18 protein-coding genes are annotated in these 17,476 nt (G+C 65.6%); 10 read left to right on the forward strand and 8 right to left on the reverse strand.

Going from position 1 to position 17,476, the window contains the following annotated elements:
- Positions 1-131 precede the first annotated feature (131 nt).
- Entirely contained in the window at positions 132-980 is an 849-nt protein-coding gene (locus ACCD07_RS10205) for an NmrA family NAD(P)-binding protein (RefSeq protein ID WP_413447279.1), read from the reverse strand.
- Positions 981-1,105: 125 nt separating this feature from the next.
- Here ACCD07_RS10205 and ACCD07_RS10210 point away from each other — a divergent pair, with 125 nt between their 5' ends.
- The 8 genes from ACCD07_RS10210 to ACCD07_RS10245 all read left to right on the forward strand — a co-directional run bounded on the left by ACCD07_RS10210 (position 1,106) and on the right by ACCD07_RS10245 (position 10,347).
- Positions 1,106-1,525 carry a winged helix-turn-helix transcriptional regulator gene (locus tag ACCD07_RS10210; protein WP_413447280.1) on the forward strand — a complete coding sequence of 140 codons (420 nt, stop codon included), beginning with the start codon at positions 1,106-1,108 and terminating at the stop codon, positions 1,523-1,525.
- Positions 1,526-1,624: 99 nt separating this feature from the next.
- Entirely contained in the window at positions 1,625-3,823 is a 2,199-nt protein-coding gene (locus ACCD07_RS10215; RefSeq protein WP_413447281.1) for an ATP-binding protein, read from the forward strand.
- A gap of 92 nt (positions 3,824-3,915) precedes the next feature.
- The gene (locus tag ACCD07_RS10220; RefSeq protein ID WP_353402471.1) at positions 3,916-5,073 is read left to right on the forward strand and encodes a GGDEF domain-containing protein; all 1,158 of its coding nucleotides are present in this window, start codon (positions 3,916-3,918) and stop codon (positions 5,071-5,073) included.
- A 3-nt stretch (positions 5,074-5,076) separates the two neighbouring features.
- Positions 5,077-5,286: a hypothetical protein gene (locus tag ACCD07_RS10225; protein WP_176653953.1), complete on the forward strand. Its 210-nt coding sequence runs from the start codon at positions 5,077-5,079 to the stop codon at positions 5,284-5,286.
- 71 nt (positions 5,287-5,357) lie between these two features.
- Positions 5,358-5,921: a phasin family protein gene (locus ACCD07_RS10230; RefSeq protein ID WP_176653952.1), complete on the forward strand. Its 564-nt coding sequence runs from the start codon at positions 5,358-5,360 to the stop codon at positions 5,919-5,921.
- 121 nt (positions 5,922-6,042) lie between these two features.
- Entirely contained in the window at positions 6,043-7,683 is a 1,641-nt protein-coding gene (locus ACCD07_RS10235) for a VRR-NUC domain-containing protein (RefSeq protein ID WP_413447282.1), read from the forward strand.
- Entirely contained in the window at positions 7,680-10,001 is a 2,322-nt protein-coding gene (locus tag ACCD07_RS10240) for a helicase C-terminal domain-containing protein (RefSeq protein WP_413447283.1), read from the forward strand. Before ACCD07_RS10235 ends, ACCD07_RS10240 begins: the two co-directional genes overlap by 4 nt.
- Positions 10,002-10,137: 136 nt before the next feature.
- Positions 10,138-10,347 carry a hypothetical protein gene (locus tag ACCD07_RS10245; RefSeq protein ID WP_176653949.1) on the forward strand — a complete coding sequence of 70 codons (210 nt, stop codon included), beginning with the start codon at positions 10,138-10,140 and terminating at the stop codon, positions 10,345-10,347.
- A gap of 8 nt (positions 10,348-10,355) precedes the next feature.
- Here ACCD07_RS10245 and ACCD07_RS10250 read toward each other — a convergent pair whose 3' ends face one another.
- The 7 genes from ACCD07_RS10250 to trhA form a co-directional block, all read right to left on the reverse strand.
- The gene (locus ACCD07_RS10250) at positions 10,356-11,093 is read right to left on the reverse strand and encodes a LytR/AlgR family response regulator transcription factor (RefSeq protein ID WP_413447284.1); all 738 of its coding nucleotides are present in this window, start codon (positions 11,091-11,093) and stop codon (positions 10,356-10,358) included.
- Positions 11,094-11,096: 3 nt separating this feature from the next.
- Positions 11,097-12,176 (reverse strand): histidine kinase, encoded by a 1,080-nt coding sequence (locus ACCD07_RS10255; RefSeq protein ID WP_176653947.1) that lies wholly within the window; start codon positions 12,174-12,176, stop codon positions 11,097-11,099.
- A 2-nt stretch (positions 12,177-12,178) separates the two neighbouring features.
- Positions 12,179-12,886: a LiaI-LiaF-like domain-containing protein gene (locus ACCD07_RS10260; protein WP_176653946.1), complete on the reverse strand. Its 708-nt coding sequence runs from the start codon at positions 12,884-12,886 to the stop codon at positions 12,179-12,181.
- On the reverse strand, positions 12,883-13,260 hold the full coding sequence (locus tag ACCD07_RS10265; RefSeq protein WP_176653945.1) for a LiaF transmembrane domain-containing protein: 378 nt from the start codon (positions 13,258-13,260) through the stop codon (positions 12,883-12,885). The genes ACCD07_RS10260 and ACCD07_RS10265 overlap by 4 nt, the downstream gene beginning before the upstream one ends.
- Positions 13,261-13,406: 146 nt before the next feature.
- The gene (locus ACCD07_RS10270; protein WP_176653944.1) at positions 13,407-13,568 is read right to left on the reverse strand and encodes a hypothetical protein; all 162 of its coding nucleotides are present in this window, start codon (positions 13,566-13,568) and stop codon (positions 13,407-13,409) included.
- Between the two features lie 170 nt (positions 13,569-13,738).
- Complete coding sequence (locus ACCD07_RS10275) at positions 13,739-14,620, reverse strand: LysR substrate-binding domain-containing protein (RefSeq protein WP_413447285.1); 882 nt, start codon at positions 14,618-14,620, stop codon at positions 13,739-13,741.
- Positions 14,621-14,633: 13 nt separating this feature from the next.
- Positions 14,634-15,251, reverse strand: coding sequence for a PAQR family membrane homeostasis protein TrhA (gene trhA / locus ACCD07_RS10280; protein ID WP_176653942.1), 618 nt, complete (start codon positions 15,249-15,251; stop codon positions 14,634-14,636).
- Between the two features lie 228 nt (positions 15,252-15,479).
- Here trhA and ACCD07_RS10285 point away from each other — a divergent pair, with 228 nt between their 5' ends.
- Both ACCD07_RS10285 and ACCD07_RS10290 read left to right on the forward strand, forming a co-directional pair.
- Positions 15,480-15,866 carry a BlaI/MecI/CopY family transcriptional regulator gene (locus ACCD07_RS10285; protein ID WP_176653941.1) on the forward strand — a complete coding sequence of 129 codons (387 nt, stop codon included), beginning with the start codon at positions 15,480-15,482 and terminating at the stop codon, positions 15,864-15,866.
- A complete protein-coding gene (locus ACCD07_RS10290; RefSeq protein ID WP_413447286.1) occupies positions 15,863-17,476 on the forward strand; it encodes a peptidoglycan DD-metalloendopeptidase family protein in 1,614 nt (537 codons plus the stop codon). Before ACCD07_RS10285 ends, ACCD07_RS10290 begins: the two co-directional genes overlap by 4 nt.

A 17,476-nucleotide genomic window follows, 5' to 3' on the forward strand; every position in this document is an offset into this window, starting at 1 on the left:
CGGAATTGGTAGACGCGCATGGTTCAGGTCCATGTGCCGCAAGGTGTGGGGGTTCGAGTCCCTCCGTGGGCACCACAGAATTCCGCAAGAAAGCCTCCATCGAGTTCATACGAGATGGAGGCTTTTTTCATTTACAGCGCCGCTTTGACGGCGTCCGCCAGCGAGATGGTCGGACGGCCGATCAGCTTGCCCAGCGTGCCGCTGCCGTCGTACAGCGCGCCCCTGGCGGCCTGCGCATCCGAATCGGCGATCAGCTCGGCCAGCGGCGCCGGCAATCCGACGCCGAGCAGCATGTCGCGGTAATCCTGCTGCGGCAGGTTGTGGAACGGGATGTCCTTGCCCGACTGGCGCGACAGTTCCGCCGCCAGATCACCCAAGGTGAACGCGGTATCGCCCGCCAGTTCATAGACCTGCTCGACCGCTTGCGTGGACGCCAGCACGGCGGCGGCCGCGTCGGCATAGTCGGCCCGCGCCGCCGCCGAGATCCTGCCCTCGCCCGCGCCGCCGGCCAGCGCGCCGTGCGCCAGCGCCGCGCCCAGGCCGCCGGTATAGTTCTCCACGTACCAGCCATTGCGCAGCAGGCTGTAGTTCAGGCCCGACGCCCGCACCGCCGCCTCCGTTTGCCGGTGCTCTTCGGCCAGGCCCAGCGCCGACGTGTCGGCATGCAGCACGCTGGTGTAGGCCAGCAGGCCGGCCTTGGCGCGCACCGCCGCGGCTATCACGTTGCGGTGCTGCGCCACGCGCTGGCCCAGTTCGCTCGACGAGATCAGCAACACCTTGCCGGCGCCGGCGAAGGCCGCGTCCAGCGACGCCGGATCGCTGTAGTCGGCGCGCCGCACCTGCACGCCCTGCGCGGCCAGGTCGGCCGCCTTGGCGACGTCGCGCACGGCGGCGACGATCTGCGCGGCAGGAACGGTTTTCAACAGGCTGGCAATCACCAGGCGGCCCAGTTGGCCGGTAGCACCCGTAACGATAATCATGATGTAGTCCTCTTGGTTGGCTGCCGCGGGGAGGTTTCCGCGCGGTTGAAACCATCATAAACTCTGTACTTACGAATTGTAAGTACGTACAATTTGGTAAGTACCCCCACCCACCGGAAACCGCCATGAGCCAGCCCAAAACCAGCAAATCCCTGCGCAACACCCTCGCCGCCGGCGTCAGCGCCCAGCGCGGCCAGCTGATGGCGGCGGACTGCCCGTCGCGGCTGGTCCTGGGTCACATCACCAGCCGCTGGGGCGTGCTGGTGCTGGTGGTGCTGCTGGACGGCACGCATCGCTTCAGCCAGCTGCGGCGGGCGGTCGGCGGCGTCAGCGAGAAAATGCTGGCGCAGACGCTGGACGCGCTGGCCGTCGACGGCCTGGTGCTGCGCGTGGCGCATCAGGTGGTGCCGCCGCACGTCGAGTACAGCCTGACGCCGCTGGGGCGCGAGGCGGCCGAGCGGCTCGAGGTGCTGGTCGACTGGATCGAGGACAATTTCCCCCTGATCAAACAGGCGCAGGAGGCCAATGCGCGGCAGGCGGCATGATCGGGCAGAAAGGCCCGAATCGCGGCATAATCGCTTGACCAGGCATCACCATCCTGTGAAACTGGTCCCAATTCGCCTATGGAATGCCCATCCCAGCCCATGATGCAGCCTTCACCCTCGGATCCGCCTCAACTCGTGCTCATCGTCACCAACTCGGCCTATGACCTGGCGACGCTCAGGCCCATGCTGAGCGGCCACGGTTTGCGGGCGGAGGTGGTCGGCCGCGGCGACGAAGCGCTGGCGCTGGCCGCGCAAGGCGGTGTCGCGCTGGCCTTGCTCGATGCGGCGCTGGCCGGCAGCGCCCGGCTGGAACTGTGCCAGCGCCTCAAGCAGATCTGCGGCGACGGGCTGCCGGTGTTCCTGCTGTCCGGCATGCCCGACAGCGAGGAACGCGAGCAAGCCGCCGAAGCCGGCGCGGCCGCCTACCTGCCGCTGTCCTTCCCGGCTGACGACATGGCCGAAAAAATCCTGCTGCAACTGGGCCGGGTCAAGCCAGCGCCGCTCAAGCGCAACGCGCCGACCATGGCCACGCTGGAGGTCAACTACCACAACATGCTGGCCGGCTCGCCCGACGCCGTCGTGCTGATGCAGCGTGGCACCAACCTGATCCTGGACGTCAACCGCAGCACCCGCACGCTGTTCGGCATGACCGAGACCGAGCTGGTGCAAACCGACCTGCTGTCGCTGTGCCCGCCGTTGCAGCCGGACGGACAGTCTTCCGCCACGGTGCTTGACGCCGTGGTCGAGCAGGTGATGGCCGGCGCGGTGCAGGTGTTCGAACTGACGATGCGCCATAGCTCGGGCAGGCAGCTGGCGTGCGAGCTGCGCATGGTGCCGCTGAACACGCCCGACTTCCGCCTGATGCACGTGCGCATCGTCGATGTCAGCAGCCGCAAGCTGGCCGAGGAACTACGCGACGGCAAGAACGCGTTGCTGGAAATGATCGCCCGTGGCGCGCCGCTGAACGAGACGCTGGAGAAGCTGATGCTGCTGGTGGAATCGCAGGCGCCGCCCGTGCTGTGCAGCGTGATGCTGCTGGCGGACGACGGCACGACCATGCTGTCCGCCGCCGGCCCCAGCCTGCCGCCGGATTATCTGCAGGCCATCCACGGCGCGCAGATCGGCCCCACGGTCGGCTCCTGCGGCACCGCGATCTTCCGCAAGGAAACCGTGGTGGTCAGCGACATCATGAACGATCCGCTGTGGGCGCCGTACAAGGAGCTGGCCGCGCAATACGGCCTGCGCGCCTGCTGGTCCACGCCCATCCTGCTCGACAAGAGCACGGTGCTGGGCAGCTTCGCCATGTACTACCGCGAAACGCGCAGCCCGACCGACGAGGACCGCAGCCTGATCAAGGCCGCCACGCACATGGCCGGCATCGCCATCGCCAGCACCCGGCGCGAGGCCGAGCTGCGCCGCCATCGCGAGCACCTGGAAGAGCTGGTGCAGGCGCGTACCGCCGAACTGCAACGCACCAAGGACGAGGCCGAGCATGCCAACGAGGAGCTGACCACGGCGCTGTCCAACCTCAGCATGACGCAGGAGGAACTGGTGCGGCGCGACAAGCTGGCGGCGCTGGGCGCGCTGGTGGCGGGCGTGGCGCACGAGCTGAACACGCCGATCGGCAACAGCCTGACGATGGCCAGCAGCATGAGCGAGCGCACCGCAGAACTGCGGCACGACCTGGAGGGCGGCTTGCGGCGCTCGGTGCTGGCGGCCTATCTGGATCAGGCGGCGGCGGCCGACGAGGTGGTGCTGCGCAACCTCAACCGCGCCGCCGCGCTGGTGGCCGGTTTCAAGCGCATCGCGGTCGACAGCGCCAGCTCGCAGCGCAGCCGCTTCGTGCTGGGCGACCTGGTGGCGAAACTGCTGCAAGCCATGCAGGGCGAGGTCAGGCAGCATGGGCTGGAACTGGTGGAGGACATCGAGCACTGGCTGGAACTGGACAGCTATCCCGGCCCGCTGGAGCAGGCGCTGGGCAACCTGATCGAAAACAGCATCGTGCACGGTTTCAACGGGCTGACGCAGGGCGCCATCACGGTGCGCGCCCAGGACGCCGGCAACGGCGAGATCGCCATCACCGTCAGCGACAACGGCGCCGGCATTCCCGCCGCCCACCTGCCGCGCATCTACGACCCCTTCTTCACCACCCGGCTCGGCTCGGGCGGCTCGGGGCTGGGCTTGTACGTCACGCACAACATCGTCACCGGCGTGCTCGGCGGGCGCATCGAAGTCGCCAGCACGCCGGTGCTGGGCACCAGCTTTACCATGCGCCTGCCCAAGGTCGCCCCGCTCTGAAGGCCGGTCAAATATTTTCCTATACGCAATTGTTGCAGTCGTATAATGAACGCTACCAGACCGGCAGCCAGCCGGCATAGCGGAGACCAGCCTTGCATTCACGATCTGCCCCATCGCAGAAGTCGGAAGTGGCGGCCTTGCGTTGCGAGTATCGCGATGCCAGGACCGAGAAGGCGTTCCTGCGCCATCACCTGGCCATGACCCAGGCGCAGCTGCGCGTGACCTTCCTGTTTTGTTCGTTGTTCTATCTGAGTTTTGCCGTCACCGACGTGATCTGGGTCGGCTACGGCGGCCGCACGCTGCTGCTGGTCGGCGCGCGCCTGATGGTGGCGGCCACCGCGCTCGGCAGCCTGATGCTGCTGCGGCGCTATCCGCGTTCGATCTACATCACGAGGATGGTGGCCAGCCTGGTGGAAACGGCCGGCGCCGCCGGCTTTTTGCTGATCGCCGCGTTACGGCCGAACGAGTTTTCGCTGCACTCGATTTCGATGTCCATCGTCATTACCGTGATCTACATCTACATCCCGAACCGGCTGCTGTACGCCGGCGCGATCGCGCTGCCGGCCACCGCCGGCTTCGTCGCCCTGGCCGCGCTGCTGGGCAATCTGCGCACGGCCGAACTGGCGACGATGGCGGCGCTGCTGACCATGGCCAACCTGTTCGGCTACGTCGCCGCGCGGCGCTACCAGATGCTGCTGCGCGACGAATACAGCGCGCAGACGGTGCTGAAAAACCTGTCGGTGCGCGATCCGCTGACGGGCTGCTACAACCGCCGCCACCTGCACAACCAGCTGCTGGAAACGGAAATCTCGCGGGCCCAGCGCTACCGGCTGAGCCTGACCGTCATCATGTGCGACCTGGATCACTTCAAGGCCGTCAACGACACCTACGGCCACCACGGCGGCGACGCGGTGCTGCAGCGCTTCGCCACGCTGCTGCAATCGATGACGCGCGACAGCGTCGACAGCGTGGTGCGCTACGGTGGCGAAGAGTTCCTGCTGATCCTGCCGGAAACCGACCTGGCCGGCGGCGAGCTGCTGGCCGAGCGCCTGCGCCAGGCGCTGGCCGCCGCGCCGGTCGAGCACGACGGACGCCGGATCGCCGTCACGGCCAGCTTCGGCGTGGCCAGCGTGGACTTCGCCAGCGCCACCCACACCGCTCACCTCAACATGATCGCAGCCGCCGACGATTTGCTGTACGCTGCAAAAAACGGCGGCCGCAACCGCGTCTGCGTGCGACAACTTGCCTGAATCATGAGAAAAATCAAACACTCCGCGATGTGCGCCCTGCTGCTGGGCCTGTCTTGTGCCAACCTGAGCGCAGGCCCCGCGCCCTGGTACAAGTGGCGCAGCAAGATAGACGGCTACCTCAGCTGTTCGCAAACGCCGCTGGGGCCGGGCTGGGAAAAGGACTCCGGGCCCTACAAAGATAGCCGTTGCGAAAAGCTGGTTATTGCTAAATAATGGGGCTGCAACAACAGGGGGAACCCCGGGGCATCATCAGCTACATCCCATCGTCATCATGAGGAGACTGTATGTTTACAAATCCCGAACAATTTGCCAACGCCACCAAAGCACTGTTTGAGTTTCAGCTTGAAACCTTTAATGCCCTGACCAACAAAGCCGTGCAAGGGGTCGAGCAAGTCGTCGCCCTGAACATGGCCACCGCCAAATCCAGCCTTGAAGACGGCCTCGCCGCCGGCAAGGAAATCAGCCAGACCGCCGATCCGAAAGCCGCCATGAGCCTGGCCGCCGCCAAGGTGCAGCCCGGCATGGCCGGCGCCGCGGCCTACAACCAGCAGCTGGGCGTGATCATCGCCGAGATCCGCGAAGAATTCACCCGTGCCGCCGACGCCCACATGACCGAAGCCAAAAGCACGCTGAGCGCGCTGATCTACGACGTGACCAAGAACGTGCGTCCCGGCTCGGAAAACGCGGTGGAGATCGTCAAGAAAGCGATCGACAACGCCTTCACCGGCTACGAACAAGTGACCAAGGCCACCAAGCAGGCGGTGGAAGCGGTGGAAACCCAGATCGCCAAGGCCAGCGCGCTGGTCGAGCAAACCACGCCCAAGGCCGCCAAGGCCGCGAAAAAATAAGCGCAGCAAGCTCCCCCATCAGCCAGGCCTGCGCGCCTGGCTTTTTTATTTTGCTGGGCAAGCACGGCGGAACACGATACACTGTACATAAACACAGTTAATCGCCCGCAACTCCCCCGCAATGATCAAAGTTCTTGAAAATCCGTTGTATTACCTGGATAACTTCCAACAGGTACTGACGTGGATAGGCGACCGCTACGACGATCTGCTGACCGCCGAGGAACGCGATTTCATCACCTCCTTCCCCACGCTGCCGCAAGCCTCGCGCGCGCTGTTCGTGCGCATGGTCATGCGCAAAGGCACGGTGTTCCGCGCCAGCAAGCTGGTGTACGCGGAAATCGGCAGCACGCACGAGGCCGCTCGTCCGCTGGCGGCGCTCGGCCTGATCGAGGAAGACCCGCTGGTCGATCTGGACCAGTTGTTCGACCTGCTGCAAAAGCCGGAGATCGGCAAGATCTTCCAGCTGGCGCCGCACGTCAAGCACCTGCGCAAGGCCGAGCAGCTGGAAGCGCTGCGCGAACACTTCGACGGCCAGCACCGCTTCTCCGGCTGGTACCAGGGCTCGGGCGACCACGCCTACCGCAACCTGGCGCAGGAACTGTGCGACCGTTTGCGCCTTATCTTCTTCGGCAACTACCACCAGGACTGGACCGAGTTCGTGCTGTCCGACCTCGGCATCTACCAGTACGAGAAAGTGGAGTTCTCGCCGGCCGCGCGCGGCTTCCGCAACCGCCGCGACATCGACGATTTCCTGGCATTGCACCGCTGCCACGAACGCTTCATCGAAGGCGACGATCCGGCCGCCGTCATCGCCGCCCTGCCTCCCTGCCCGGACGACAACGAATGGCTGCGCAGCCGCCGCGACAAGCTGACCTTCCAGATCGCCCAGCATCTGGAAAAGCTGGCCGACTGGAAGGCCGCGCACGCACTGTACGCCAGCTGCAACTATCCCGGCGCCCGCGCCCGCGCGGTGCGCGTGCTGGAAAAGGACGAGCAGCCGCGCGCCGCCTTCGAGCTGCTGCAGACGGCGCTGGAGCAACCGGAAAGCCCGGCCGAACAACAGCAGCTGCTGCGCATGGCGCCGCGCCTGGCGCGCAAGCTGGGCCACGCCAAGCCGCCGCCGGCGACCGCCGCGCAGGCGCTGCGCATCGACCTCAGCCTGCCGCCGCCGGCTGAACCGAACTACGTTGAATTCGTCGTGCGCGACCACCTGACGCGCGACGACGCGCCGGTCTACTACGTGGAAAACTCGCTGATCAATTCGCTGTTCGGCCTGCTGTGCTGGGACGCCGTGTTCTGCCCCATCCCCGGCGCGTTCTTCCACCCCTACCATCGCGGTCCGGCCGACCTGCACAGCGCAGACTTCCAGCGCCGCCGCGCGCAGCAGTTCGCGGCGGCGCTGGCGCAGCTGGACGGCGAACAGTACCGGGCCACCATCCTGGCCAACTACGCCGCCAAGGCAGGTATCCAGTCGCCCTTCCTGTACTGGGACGCGATCGACGAGGAATTGCTGGTCCTGGCGCTGGACTGCATCCCGGCGCTGCACCTGCGGCGCGCCTTCGAGCGCATCCTCGAGGACATCAAGGCCAACCGCAGCGGCTTCCCGGACCTGATCCAGTTCTGGCCGGCCGAGCGCCGCTACAACATGATCGAAGTGAAAGGCCCCGGCGACCGCCTGCAGGACAACCAGCTGCGCTGGATCGCCTATTGCGCCGCGCACGAGATGCCGGTGTCGGTCTGCTATCTGCAGTGGGCGGCATGACGCAGTCCGCCCGCTACACCGTCGCCGTGCGCGCGCTGTGCGAGTTCACCGCCAAGACCGGCGACCTCGACCTGCGCTTCACGCCGTCGCCCACCGCGCAGGAAGGCATCGCCGGCCACGCGGTCGTGGCCTCGCGCCGCGACGACGATTACCAGACCGAGATCGCGTTGAGCGGAGAATTCGGCCCGCTGCGGGTGCGCGGCCGCGCCGACGGCTACGACCTCCGCGCCAACCGGCTGGAGGAAATCAAGACCTATCGCGGCGACCTGAAGAAGATGCCGGACAACCAGCGCGCGCTGCACTGGGCACAGCTGAAGGTCTACGGCCACCTGCTGTGCCAGGACCAGGGCCTGCGGAAGGTCAACCTGGCGTTGGTCTACTTCGATATCGGCAGCCAGAAGGAAACCCTGCTGCACGAAGAGCACACGGCGGCCGGCCTGCGGGCCTTTTTCGAACATCAGTGCGGCCTGTTCCTCGACTGGGCACAACAGGAGATGGCGCACCGCGCCGAACGCGACCTGCAGCTGAAGGCGATGCGCTTCCCCCATGCCGATTTCCGCCCCGGCCAGCGCCAGCTGGCGGAGGCCATGTACAAGGCCAGCAACCGCGGCGTATGCCTGCTGGCGCAAGCGCCCACCGGCATCGGCAAGACCGTCGGCAGCCTGTTCCCGATGCTCAAGGCCAGCGCCGAACATGGCGTCGACAAGGTGTTTTTCCTGGCCGCGAAAACCTCCGGCCGCCAGATGGCGTTGGACGCGGTCGACGTGATCCGCAGCGGCGCGCCGCTGCTGCCCTTGCGCACGCTGGAGATGGCGTCCAAGACCAGCGCCTGCGTCAACCCGGACAAGGCCTGCCACGGCGAGTCCTGCCCGCTGGCCAAGGGCTTCTACGACCGCCTGCCGGCCGCGCGCCAGGCCGCGCTGGACATCATGCGGCCGCCGGCCGAAGGCAACGGCCCCTTCCTCGCGCTGGACCGCGACACGCTGCGCGCCGTGGCGCTGGCGCACGAGGTGTGTCCGTACTACCTGAGCAGCGAACTGGCGCGCTGGTGCGACATCGTCATCGGCGACTACAACTATTACTTCGACATCAGCGCCATGCTGCACAGCCTGACCTTGCTCAACGACTGGAAGGTCAACGTGCTGGTGGACGAGGCGCACAACATGGTCTCTCGCGCGCGCAAGATGTATTCGGCCGACATGGAGCACGCCGGCCTGCGCCTGCTGCGCAAGGCGGTGCCGGAGGAATTGAAAAAGCCGCTGGACCGCGTGCACCGCCAGTGGAACCAGCTGGAAAAAGACCAGTCCGCCGACTACCAGTCCTACGCCACGCTGCCGGAAAAATTCATGGGCGCGCTGCAGACGGCGGCCACCGCCATCTCCGACTACATGGCCGACCATCCGGCCTACGTCGACGCCGACCTGCAGAACTTTTACTTCAACGCGCTGCTGTTCGCGCGGCTGGCGGAAACCTTCGGCGAGCACGCGCTGTTCGACATCGAAAAATCCGAAGGCGCGCGTGCCAGCCACAGCAATTCGGTGCTGTGCATCCGCAACATCGTGCCCGCGCCGTACCTGAAGCCGCGCTTTGAAAGCACCCATGCCACGGCGCTGTTCTCGGCCACGCTCAGTCCCTGGAACTACTTCGGCGACATGCTCGGCATGCCCGACACCACGGCCTGGGTCGACGTCGAATCGCCCTTCGTGGCGGAGCAGCTGTCGGTGCAGGTGGCCGCGCACATCTCGACGCGCTACCAGCACCGCCAGCAGTCGCTGCGGCCGATCGCCGAGCTGATGGGCGCGCAGTACCAGCGCCAGCCGGGCAACTACCTGGCTTTCTTCAGCAGCTTCGACTACATGGAAAAGGCCGCCAACCAGTTCGCCGAGCATCATCCGCAGGTGCCGGTGTGGCGCCAGTCGCGCCGCATGGATGAGGCCGAACGCGCGCAATTCCTGTCCCGCTTCACGCTCGACAGCGAGGGCATAGGCTTCGCCGTGCTGGGCGGCTCCTTCGGCGAAGGCGTCGATTTGCCGGGCGCGCGGCTCATCGGCGCCTTTGTCGCCACGCTGGGGCTGCCGCAGATCAACCCGGTCAACGAGCAGATCCGCCAGCGCATGGACGCCATCTTCGGCGCCGGCTACGACTACACCTACACCTTCCCCGGCATGCAGAAGGTGGTGCAGGCGGCCGGCCGCGTGATCCGCACCCAGTCCGACCGCGGCACCGTCTACCTGATCGACGACCGCTTCGGCCGGCCCGAAATCCAGCAGCTGATGCCGGCCTGGTGGCGCATTGAATCGAACGGCGCCAGACGATAGCAATATGCAATGGAGTGCCGGCGGCATGTCTGGTATATTGAAATCGACCAGCTTCAAAGCGCCCCACCTTCGCGCGACTCGACTGTTTATCACCTCACCTCAGCGCCGTGAGCTCTTAGTTTGTAAGGATGCTCCTATGCGCCCCCGAGAAAATGCTCGCCTCGCGGCAGCGATTCAACATGCCATAGTTATCGATGCCGTCGAAGGCGCCGCCCATGCATGGGCTTATCTGTCGACCCATGCCGTCTCCCAGGCCACCATATTGCGGGTACTGTCCGGCGACGGCGCGCGCCGCGCCTCCGACGTCAAGGTGGCCCACCAGGCCCAGGCAGACGGCCAGAAATAGCCGTCGTCCTACTGCAGGACATCGCGGATCTTCTGGTAGCCGCTGCGGCTGACCGGGATCCTGCTGCCGTCCTTGAGGATGGCCACGTGGCTGTCCTTGGTGGCCTGCTCGATGCGGTCGACGCAGGCGATGTTGACGACGTAGGAACGGTGGATGCGCAGGAACTGGCCGGCGTCGAGCTGCCCCTCCAGCTCCGTCAGGCGCTGGTTCTTCAGATAGGATTTCCCCTCCGAGCGGATCTGCACGTAGTCGTCCTGCGCTTCGATGACCTCGATTTTCTCGCTGTTGATGACGTGGACCTTGGCGCCGTCGCGTATCAGCACGCGGCCCAGCGGCTTGTTGCGGCCGGCCGCCTCGCGCACCATGTTCTCCACCGCAGCATCGCCCGCGCCCTTGCCCAGATTGGCGCGCGCATGCGCCAGCGCCTGGTCGAAGCGCTGCTGGCTGAACGGCTTGAGCAGATAGTCGAGCGCGTGGAACTCGAACGCCTTGATCGCATACTGGTCGAACGCGGTGGCGAAGATGTAGCGGGTCTTGCTGCCCGCCAGTTCGGCCACTTCGAAGCCGTCCAGCTTGGGCATCTGGATGTCGAGGAACACCAGGTCCGGCGCCAGCTCGGTGATCGCCTTGACGGCCTCGAAGCCGTTGGCGCATTCCGCCACCACCTCCACGTCGGGATGCTCGGCCAGGTATTCGCGCACCACGCCGCGCGCCAGCATTTCATCGTCCACGATAATGACACGCATGCTCTATTCTCCGTCTTCGCTTGTTTGCGCGGGCATTGCGATCTCCACGCCAAAGCTGTTTTCCTTGCGGCCCCAATGGATGCTGGCCTCGTGTTTATAAGCGCCGGACAAACGCTGGCGCACGTTGGTCAGGCCGATGCCATGGCCGCTGGCTGGCGCCGACGGCATGTCCTCGTCCACCGGGTTGTCGACGCGGATATGCAGCACCGATCCGGCGCGCCGCGCGCTGACGCGGATGGTGCCGCCGTCCGTCATATTGCAGATGCCGTGCTTGACGGCGTTCTCCACCAGCGGCTGAATGATCATCGGCGGCACCAGGCAGGCGGCGGCCTCGTCCTCCACCGCTTCTTCCACCTGCAGCCGGGCGCCGAAGCGCACCTGCTCGATGGCGAGGAAGTGCCGTATCAGCACCATCTCCTCGCCCAGCGTGACTTTTTTATGCGCCTCCATGCCCAGGCTCTGGCGGAAGAAGCTGGCCAGTTCCAGCGTCATGCGGCGGGCTGCCTTCGGGTCCTGCGAGGTCAGCGCACTGATGGAATTGAGGCTGTTGAACAGGAAGTGCGGATCGATCTGCGTGCGCAGCATGCGCAGCTCGGCCTCCTGCGCCATCAGCAGCGATTCAAGCTCGCGCTGCTCGGCGCTCTTGGCGCGCAGGAATTCGATCACCAGGTAATGCACCGCCGCCGCAAAGCCGTACAGCAGTATGCCCAGGCCGACGATCAGCGCCGACAGGTGCGGGCTGAGTTCTATGCCCGCCCATGCCGTTCCCAGCGTCAGGCAGGCGCCGTTCCACACGCGCCCAACCACCAGCCACAGGAAACCCGACACCACCGCCGCCACCGTCAGCACCAGCGCGATCGCGCCGGGCCGGCGGCTGCCGAGCGGATAGGCGCGGCACAGATAGTAGGCCGAGTAGCCGGCGGCGAAGGCGTACACCAGGTTCATCGGAATCGCGAACAGCATCGCGTTGCCGGCCGGCGCATCGCTGGCCAGCGAAATCACGCCGCCCAGCGCGATGCCCAGGAACAGCCACACCGTCAGGTAGATGACGGTGCCGCGCCGGCTGGAGGAAATCTCCTGCATGCCTAGTTACGCACTTCCAGGCCGCCCATGATGGCGTAGCCGCGCACGATCAGGCGCTTGTCCGGCGTGGTCGGCGGCACCGTCTTTTCCTCGAAGCCGCCCATGATGGGTGTGCCCTGCAGGACCACGGTCCAGTCGATAGGCACCTTGATGGTGACGCCGCCGAACATCGAGAACACGTTCAGCACCGCCTCGCCATTGATCGAGCTTTGGCGCAGATCGAGTTCACAACCGCCCATCAGCGCGGTGATCTCGCCGCCGCGGAAATCCGGCGTCGTGATGCGCCGCTTGAAACCGCCCATGACGGCCGTGATGTTGATGACGCTGTCGTCGCTGGTTTTTTCCAGCGGGCTGTTGAACTGCTCCAGCAGCGAACGTCCGTTGGTGGACTTGAACACCACCGACAGGCCGGCGGCGATCAGCAGCAAGGGCCACAGCGAGCGCCAGCCGATGGAAATCAGCCCGGTCTCGTTCAGCAGGATCACGCTGCCGACCAGGATCAGCGCGCCGCCGACGATGGCGCCTGCGGTGGTGCGGGTCTGCACCACTTTCAGCACGCCGAAGAAGATCAGCGCGGTCGGCCACAGGTGCAGCGTGAAGTCGATATCCAGCCAGCCCAGGTTATCGAGCAGGAACACCATGCCGACAGCGACCACGAACAGGCCGACGATCATCTGCGACGCGGGAGTTTTTTGGCGTTTCGAGCTCATTTCGGCTCCTTGGTCGAAGGGAAGATATTGTCCAGCAAAGGCCGCAGCAGCATGCCCAGGCCACAGGCCACCACCAGCGCCGGCCAGGTTTCGCCGAAGCCCAGGCCCCAGATGTGGTTGAACGACACATACCACCAGCCGGCGAAGAAAATCTCCCACAGGCCGTTGAGGAAGTAGCGCGGCGTGGTCGGCGGGATGATCTTGGTGATGCCGCTGATGACCAGCAGCCATGGCCACCAGCGCCAGAAGCTCAGCGGGTTGAAATCCAATTCGATGATGCCGGCGCGGTCCAGCAGCAGCACGCAGCCGGCGGCGATCAGCGCCGTGCCCCAGACTATCTGTTGGCGCCAGCGGTATGCGGTGTAAATACTCATGTCAGTCCCCCAAGTCGGTATGGATAGAACAATACCGGGGAACGGCTGGCGGGGAAACGGCTATTCGGCGAACGGCGGAAAAGGACGGGTGAATGGCGAAAAAAACTCACGCCGGGGGTGCGTGAGTCGTGTCGGCGAGGCTCAGCTCAGGAGCGGCCGCCGTTGCTGACCTTCTGTTCGAACATCATCATGCCCCAGCCGAGCTGGCGCCGGATTTCTTCCGGCGTAGGCGGCGGCTTGACTTCATGCGACCGGCGTTCCAGGTAGGCGCGCACCAGATATTTTGATGGATGAGTAGTCTGCGACATGATGGCCTCCCAGTAGCGGCAACATCGTTGTTGGTGCCGGTACTTGAGGCTACCGGCTTACCTGCTGCCGAGCACCTCTTGTATATCTTGTATGAGGCACTCCAAGCATGCAAGGCCAGTGTAGCGCCGCGGACGAGCGCTCTCTGTACGGAGCCGCACACTCCCGCTGATCAGAGTTTTTGCTGCAGGAATTCGAGAAAACAGCTGATCCGCTGCGCCAGCTGGGTGTTGCGGTAGTAGACCGCGTGGATCTGCTGGCAATAGCCGGTGTAGCTCGGTTCCAGCACCTTGACCAGCCGGCCCGCCTCGATGTCGGCGCGGGTCATGAAGTCCGCCAGGCAGACGATGCCCTGCCCCGTCAGCGCCAGCTGGCGCAGCGTCTCGCCGCTGGACGCGGAAATCGACGGCGTGATCGGCAGGCTGTTGCCGCTGCTGTGGCGCAGCGGCCAGTTGTTGCCCTGCTCGTATTGGGCAAAGCCGATCAGCGAATGGCGCGCCAGGTCTTCCGGCGTGTCCGGCGTGCCGTGGCGGCGCAAATACTCGGGACTGGCCAGCACGTACAGCGGGCTGGAACTGAGCGCGCGCGCATGCAAGGTCGAATCGGTCAGCGCGCCGATGCGGATGGCGATGTCGGTGCGGTGCTCGATCAGGTCGGCGATCTGGTCGTTGCTGCTCAACTCCAGCCGGATCTCCGGATACATCGCGCGGAACTCGGCCATGTGCGGCACCACGCAATGCAGCATGAACGGCGAGGCCGCGTCCACGCACAGGCGGCCGGCCGGCTTCTGGCGGCGGATGCGGATGGTCTCTTCGGCTTCTTCCATGGCGCCGAGGATGGCGCGCGCGCGCTCGAGGAACAGATGTCCCTCTTCGGTCAGCTCCATGCGGCGCGTGGTGCGCGTCAACAGCGAGGTGGCCAGCTTTTCCTCCAGCCGCGACAAGGCGCGGCTGACGCCGGAGGTGGTCTGGCCCAGGTGGACCGACGCGGCGCTCAGCGTGCCGCTGTCGATCACCGTGATGAAGGTTTTCAGATCGTCTGAATTAATATCCACTGCTGCTCCGTTGTTACGCCACGTACAGCAGCACCGCGCCGAAATGGCAGGCGCTGCCGCCCAGTACAAACAAGTGCCAGACACCGTGGCCATAACGCCACTTGTGGTCGGTGACAAAAAAGGCGATGCCCACGGTGTACACCACGCCGCCGGCGGCCAGCCAGCCGAAACCAGCCCAGCCCAGCGCATCGATCAGCGGACTGGCGCCGATCACGGCCACCCAGCCCATCGCCACGTAGATCAGCAGCGACAGCACCCGCGCGCCCTTGGCAAACCATATCTCCTGCAGGATGCCGATCAGCGCCAGGCCCCATACCACGCCGAACAGCGACCAGCCCCACGGCCCGCGCAGGCTCACCAGCGTGAACGGCGTGTAGCTGCCGGCGATCAGCAGGTAGATGGCGCAGTAGTCCATCTGCCGCAGCACGTCCTTGGCGCGGCCGCGCAGACTGTGATACAGCGTCGACGTCAGGTACAGCCCAAACAAGGTGACGGCGTAAATGCTGAAGCTGACCACTTTCCAGGGATCGCCCGTGCGGGCGGCCAGCACGATCAGCAGCGTGCCGCCGATCGCGGCCAGGGCGGCGCCCACCGTGTGCGTGATGCTGTTGAAGCGCTCTCCGTAATACATATGTGTTTCCAATGCCGAAGTGGCGGCGGCGGAATAGCCACGGCCCCGAGCATTGTATAGCGCATCGCATAACGGTGCCGCGCACCGGTACATAAATGGCAATTAGCAAAAACTTAATCGTAACATATAAAGAATTAATTAAATGCAATGTTACAAATTTTACGTTTCCGGCTTGACTCTGTGCGACACATGTCGCACAATCTCCCCATTGGTCGCAGAAAGGTAAATATGTCCCCTATTCCATCCGTCAGCGAATTGACGATACTCAAGGCGCTGTGGAAACAGCAGCCGCTGAGCGCGCGCGAGGTTCACGAAGCCGTCGCCGGCGAGCTCGAATGGTCGTTCTCTTCCACCCGCAAGACGCTGGACCGCATGCTGGAAAAGCAGATGGTCGGCCAGCACACGGCGCACGGCGTGAACGTGTACAGCGCGCTGCTGGAAAAAGTCGGCACGCTGGCGGCCTTTGCGCATGATTTCGGCCGCCGCGTGATGGAGATCGATGCACCGCTGCCGGTGACCATGTTCACCGGCAGCAAGCTGGTCGACCAGCAGGAGCTGGCGCAGCTGGAGCAGATGCTGCAGCAGTGGCCATCGGACGAGGCCGGCAAGCCATGATGCCGGCCTATGTGGCGATGTTCAAATGGCTGGCGGCCAGCGCCGCTTGCGTGGCGACGGGATTGCTGGCGTGGGCGCTGCTGACGGCCGCGCTGCGCCGCTGGCCCGCCCTGCTGCCGCGCCGCGCGCTGTGGCTGGCCGCGCAAGGCGTGACCGCCGGCGCCGCGCTGCTGGCCTTCGTGCCGCACGCCGCGCAGCTTGGCATTGCGCCTACCGTCACCTTGAGCGAGCCGGCGGCCGTGGCCCGCCAGCCGTCAATCCGTACCGTCACGCCGGGCGGCACACCGCTGTCCGCCGCCTCGCCGTCATCTACCTCACCGTCATCCGCTTCCGCCGGCGAGCGAAGCGACGACACCGGCGACACCAACGACATCAAACCGCCGCCGCCAGCGCTCATCCTGGCGGCGCTTTGGTCCTTGATCTACGCATGCGGGCTGGCCCGGGCGCTGCTCCGGCTGCTGCAGGCCCGCCGCCTGTGGCGCCAACTGCTGGCAAGCGCCGATCGACTGTCCCCGCAGGACTTGCTGGCCCACGGCGCCTTCAGCGCAAGCCAGCTGGCCGATATCGCCCGCCACCGGCTGGCGGTGATGGAAACCGGCGCCGCCATCTCCCCCATGCTGGTCGGCGTGCGCCGCCCGCTGTTGCTACTGCCGCGCCATCTGCGCGATTTCAGCGCCGAGCAGCAGCACATGATCATCGCCCACGAACTGCATCACTGGCGGGCGCGCGATCCGCTGTGCCTCGGCATATCGACAGTGCTGCAAACCGTATTCTGGTTCAACCCAGCGCTGCGTTGGATGCACGCCAGGATGGAGTGGGCGCTGGAGCTGACCTGCGACCAGCAGGTGCTGGCCGGACGTCCGCAGCAGCAACGCAAGCAGTACGCACAAGCCCTGCTGCTGCAGTGGAAGACGCAAACCGCAACCTTGCCGGCGGCAGGCGTGGCATTTGGCGGCATTGACGGCGCCACCGCCGCCGCGCGCATCCGGCACATGCAGCAGAGCGCATTGCCGGCGCTGAGCCGCGCCGCCGTCTGCGGCGTATCCGTATCGTTGGCTGCGCTGCTGGCGGCCGGCGTCATGCTGCAGCCTGTGCTGGCGGTCACCTCCCCCCAGCCGGCAGCCATCGTCGTCCAGACGGCGCCGTTTGCGGACAGCGGCGAAACCGCGTGGCGCTACCCGCTCGACAAGATGCACGTCAGCGGCTTCTTCGGCGTAACGCGCACCGTATCGGTCAGGCCGCACACGGGCATCGACATCGCCGCGCCGGTCAACACGCCGGTCCACGCGTCGGCGGCGGGCGTGGTGATCGCAGCCGGACCGCTGGCCGAAAACGATGGGCGTTATGGCACAACCGTCATCGTCGACCACGGCACGCAACGTTCGCTGTACGCGCACTTGAGCAGCGTGGCCGTCAAAGCCGGCACCCGTGTCGAAGCGGGCCAGTTGATCGGCGCGGTCGGCGAAAGCGGCTTCGCCACCGGTCCGCATCTGCACTTCGAAATCCGCCAGGGCGAACAGGCCATCGACCCCGCCACCAGGCTCGCCAACCTGGATGCCCACGCCACCAAACGCGCGCTGAAAATCCGCCGACAACAACTAGGTTCCTGA

The organism is Duganella sp. Dugasp56, from assembly GCF_047304105.1.
GTDB classification, from domain to species: domain Bacteria; phylum Pseudomonadota; class Gammaproteobacteria; order Burkholderiales; family Burkholderiaceae_D; genus Rugamonas; species Rugamonas hordei.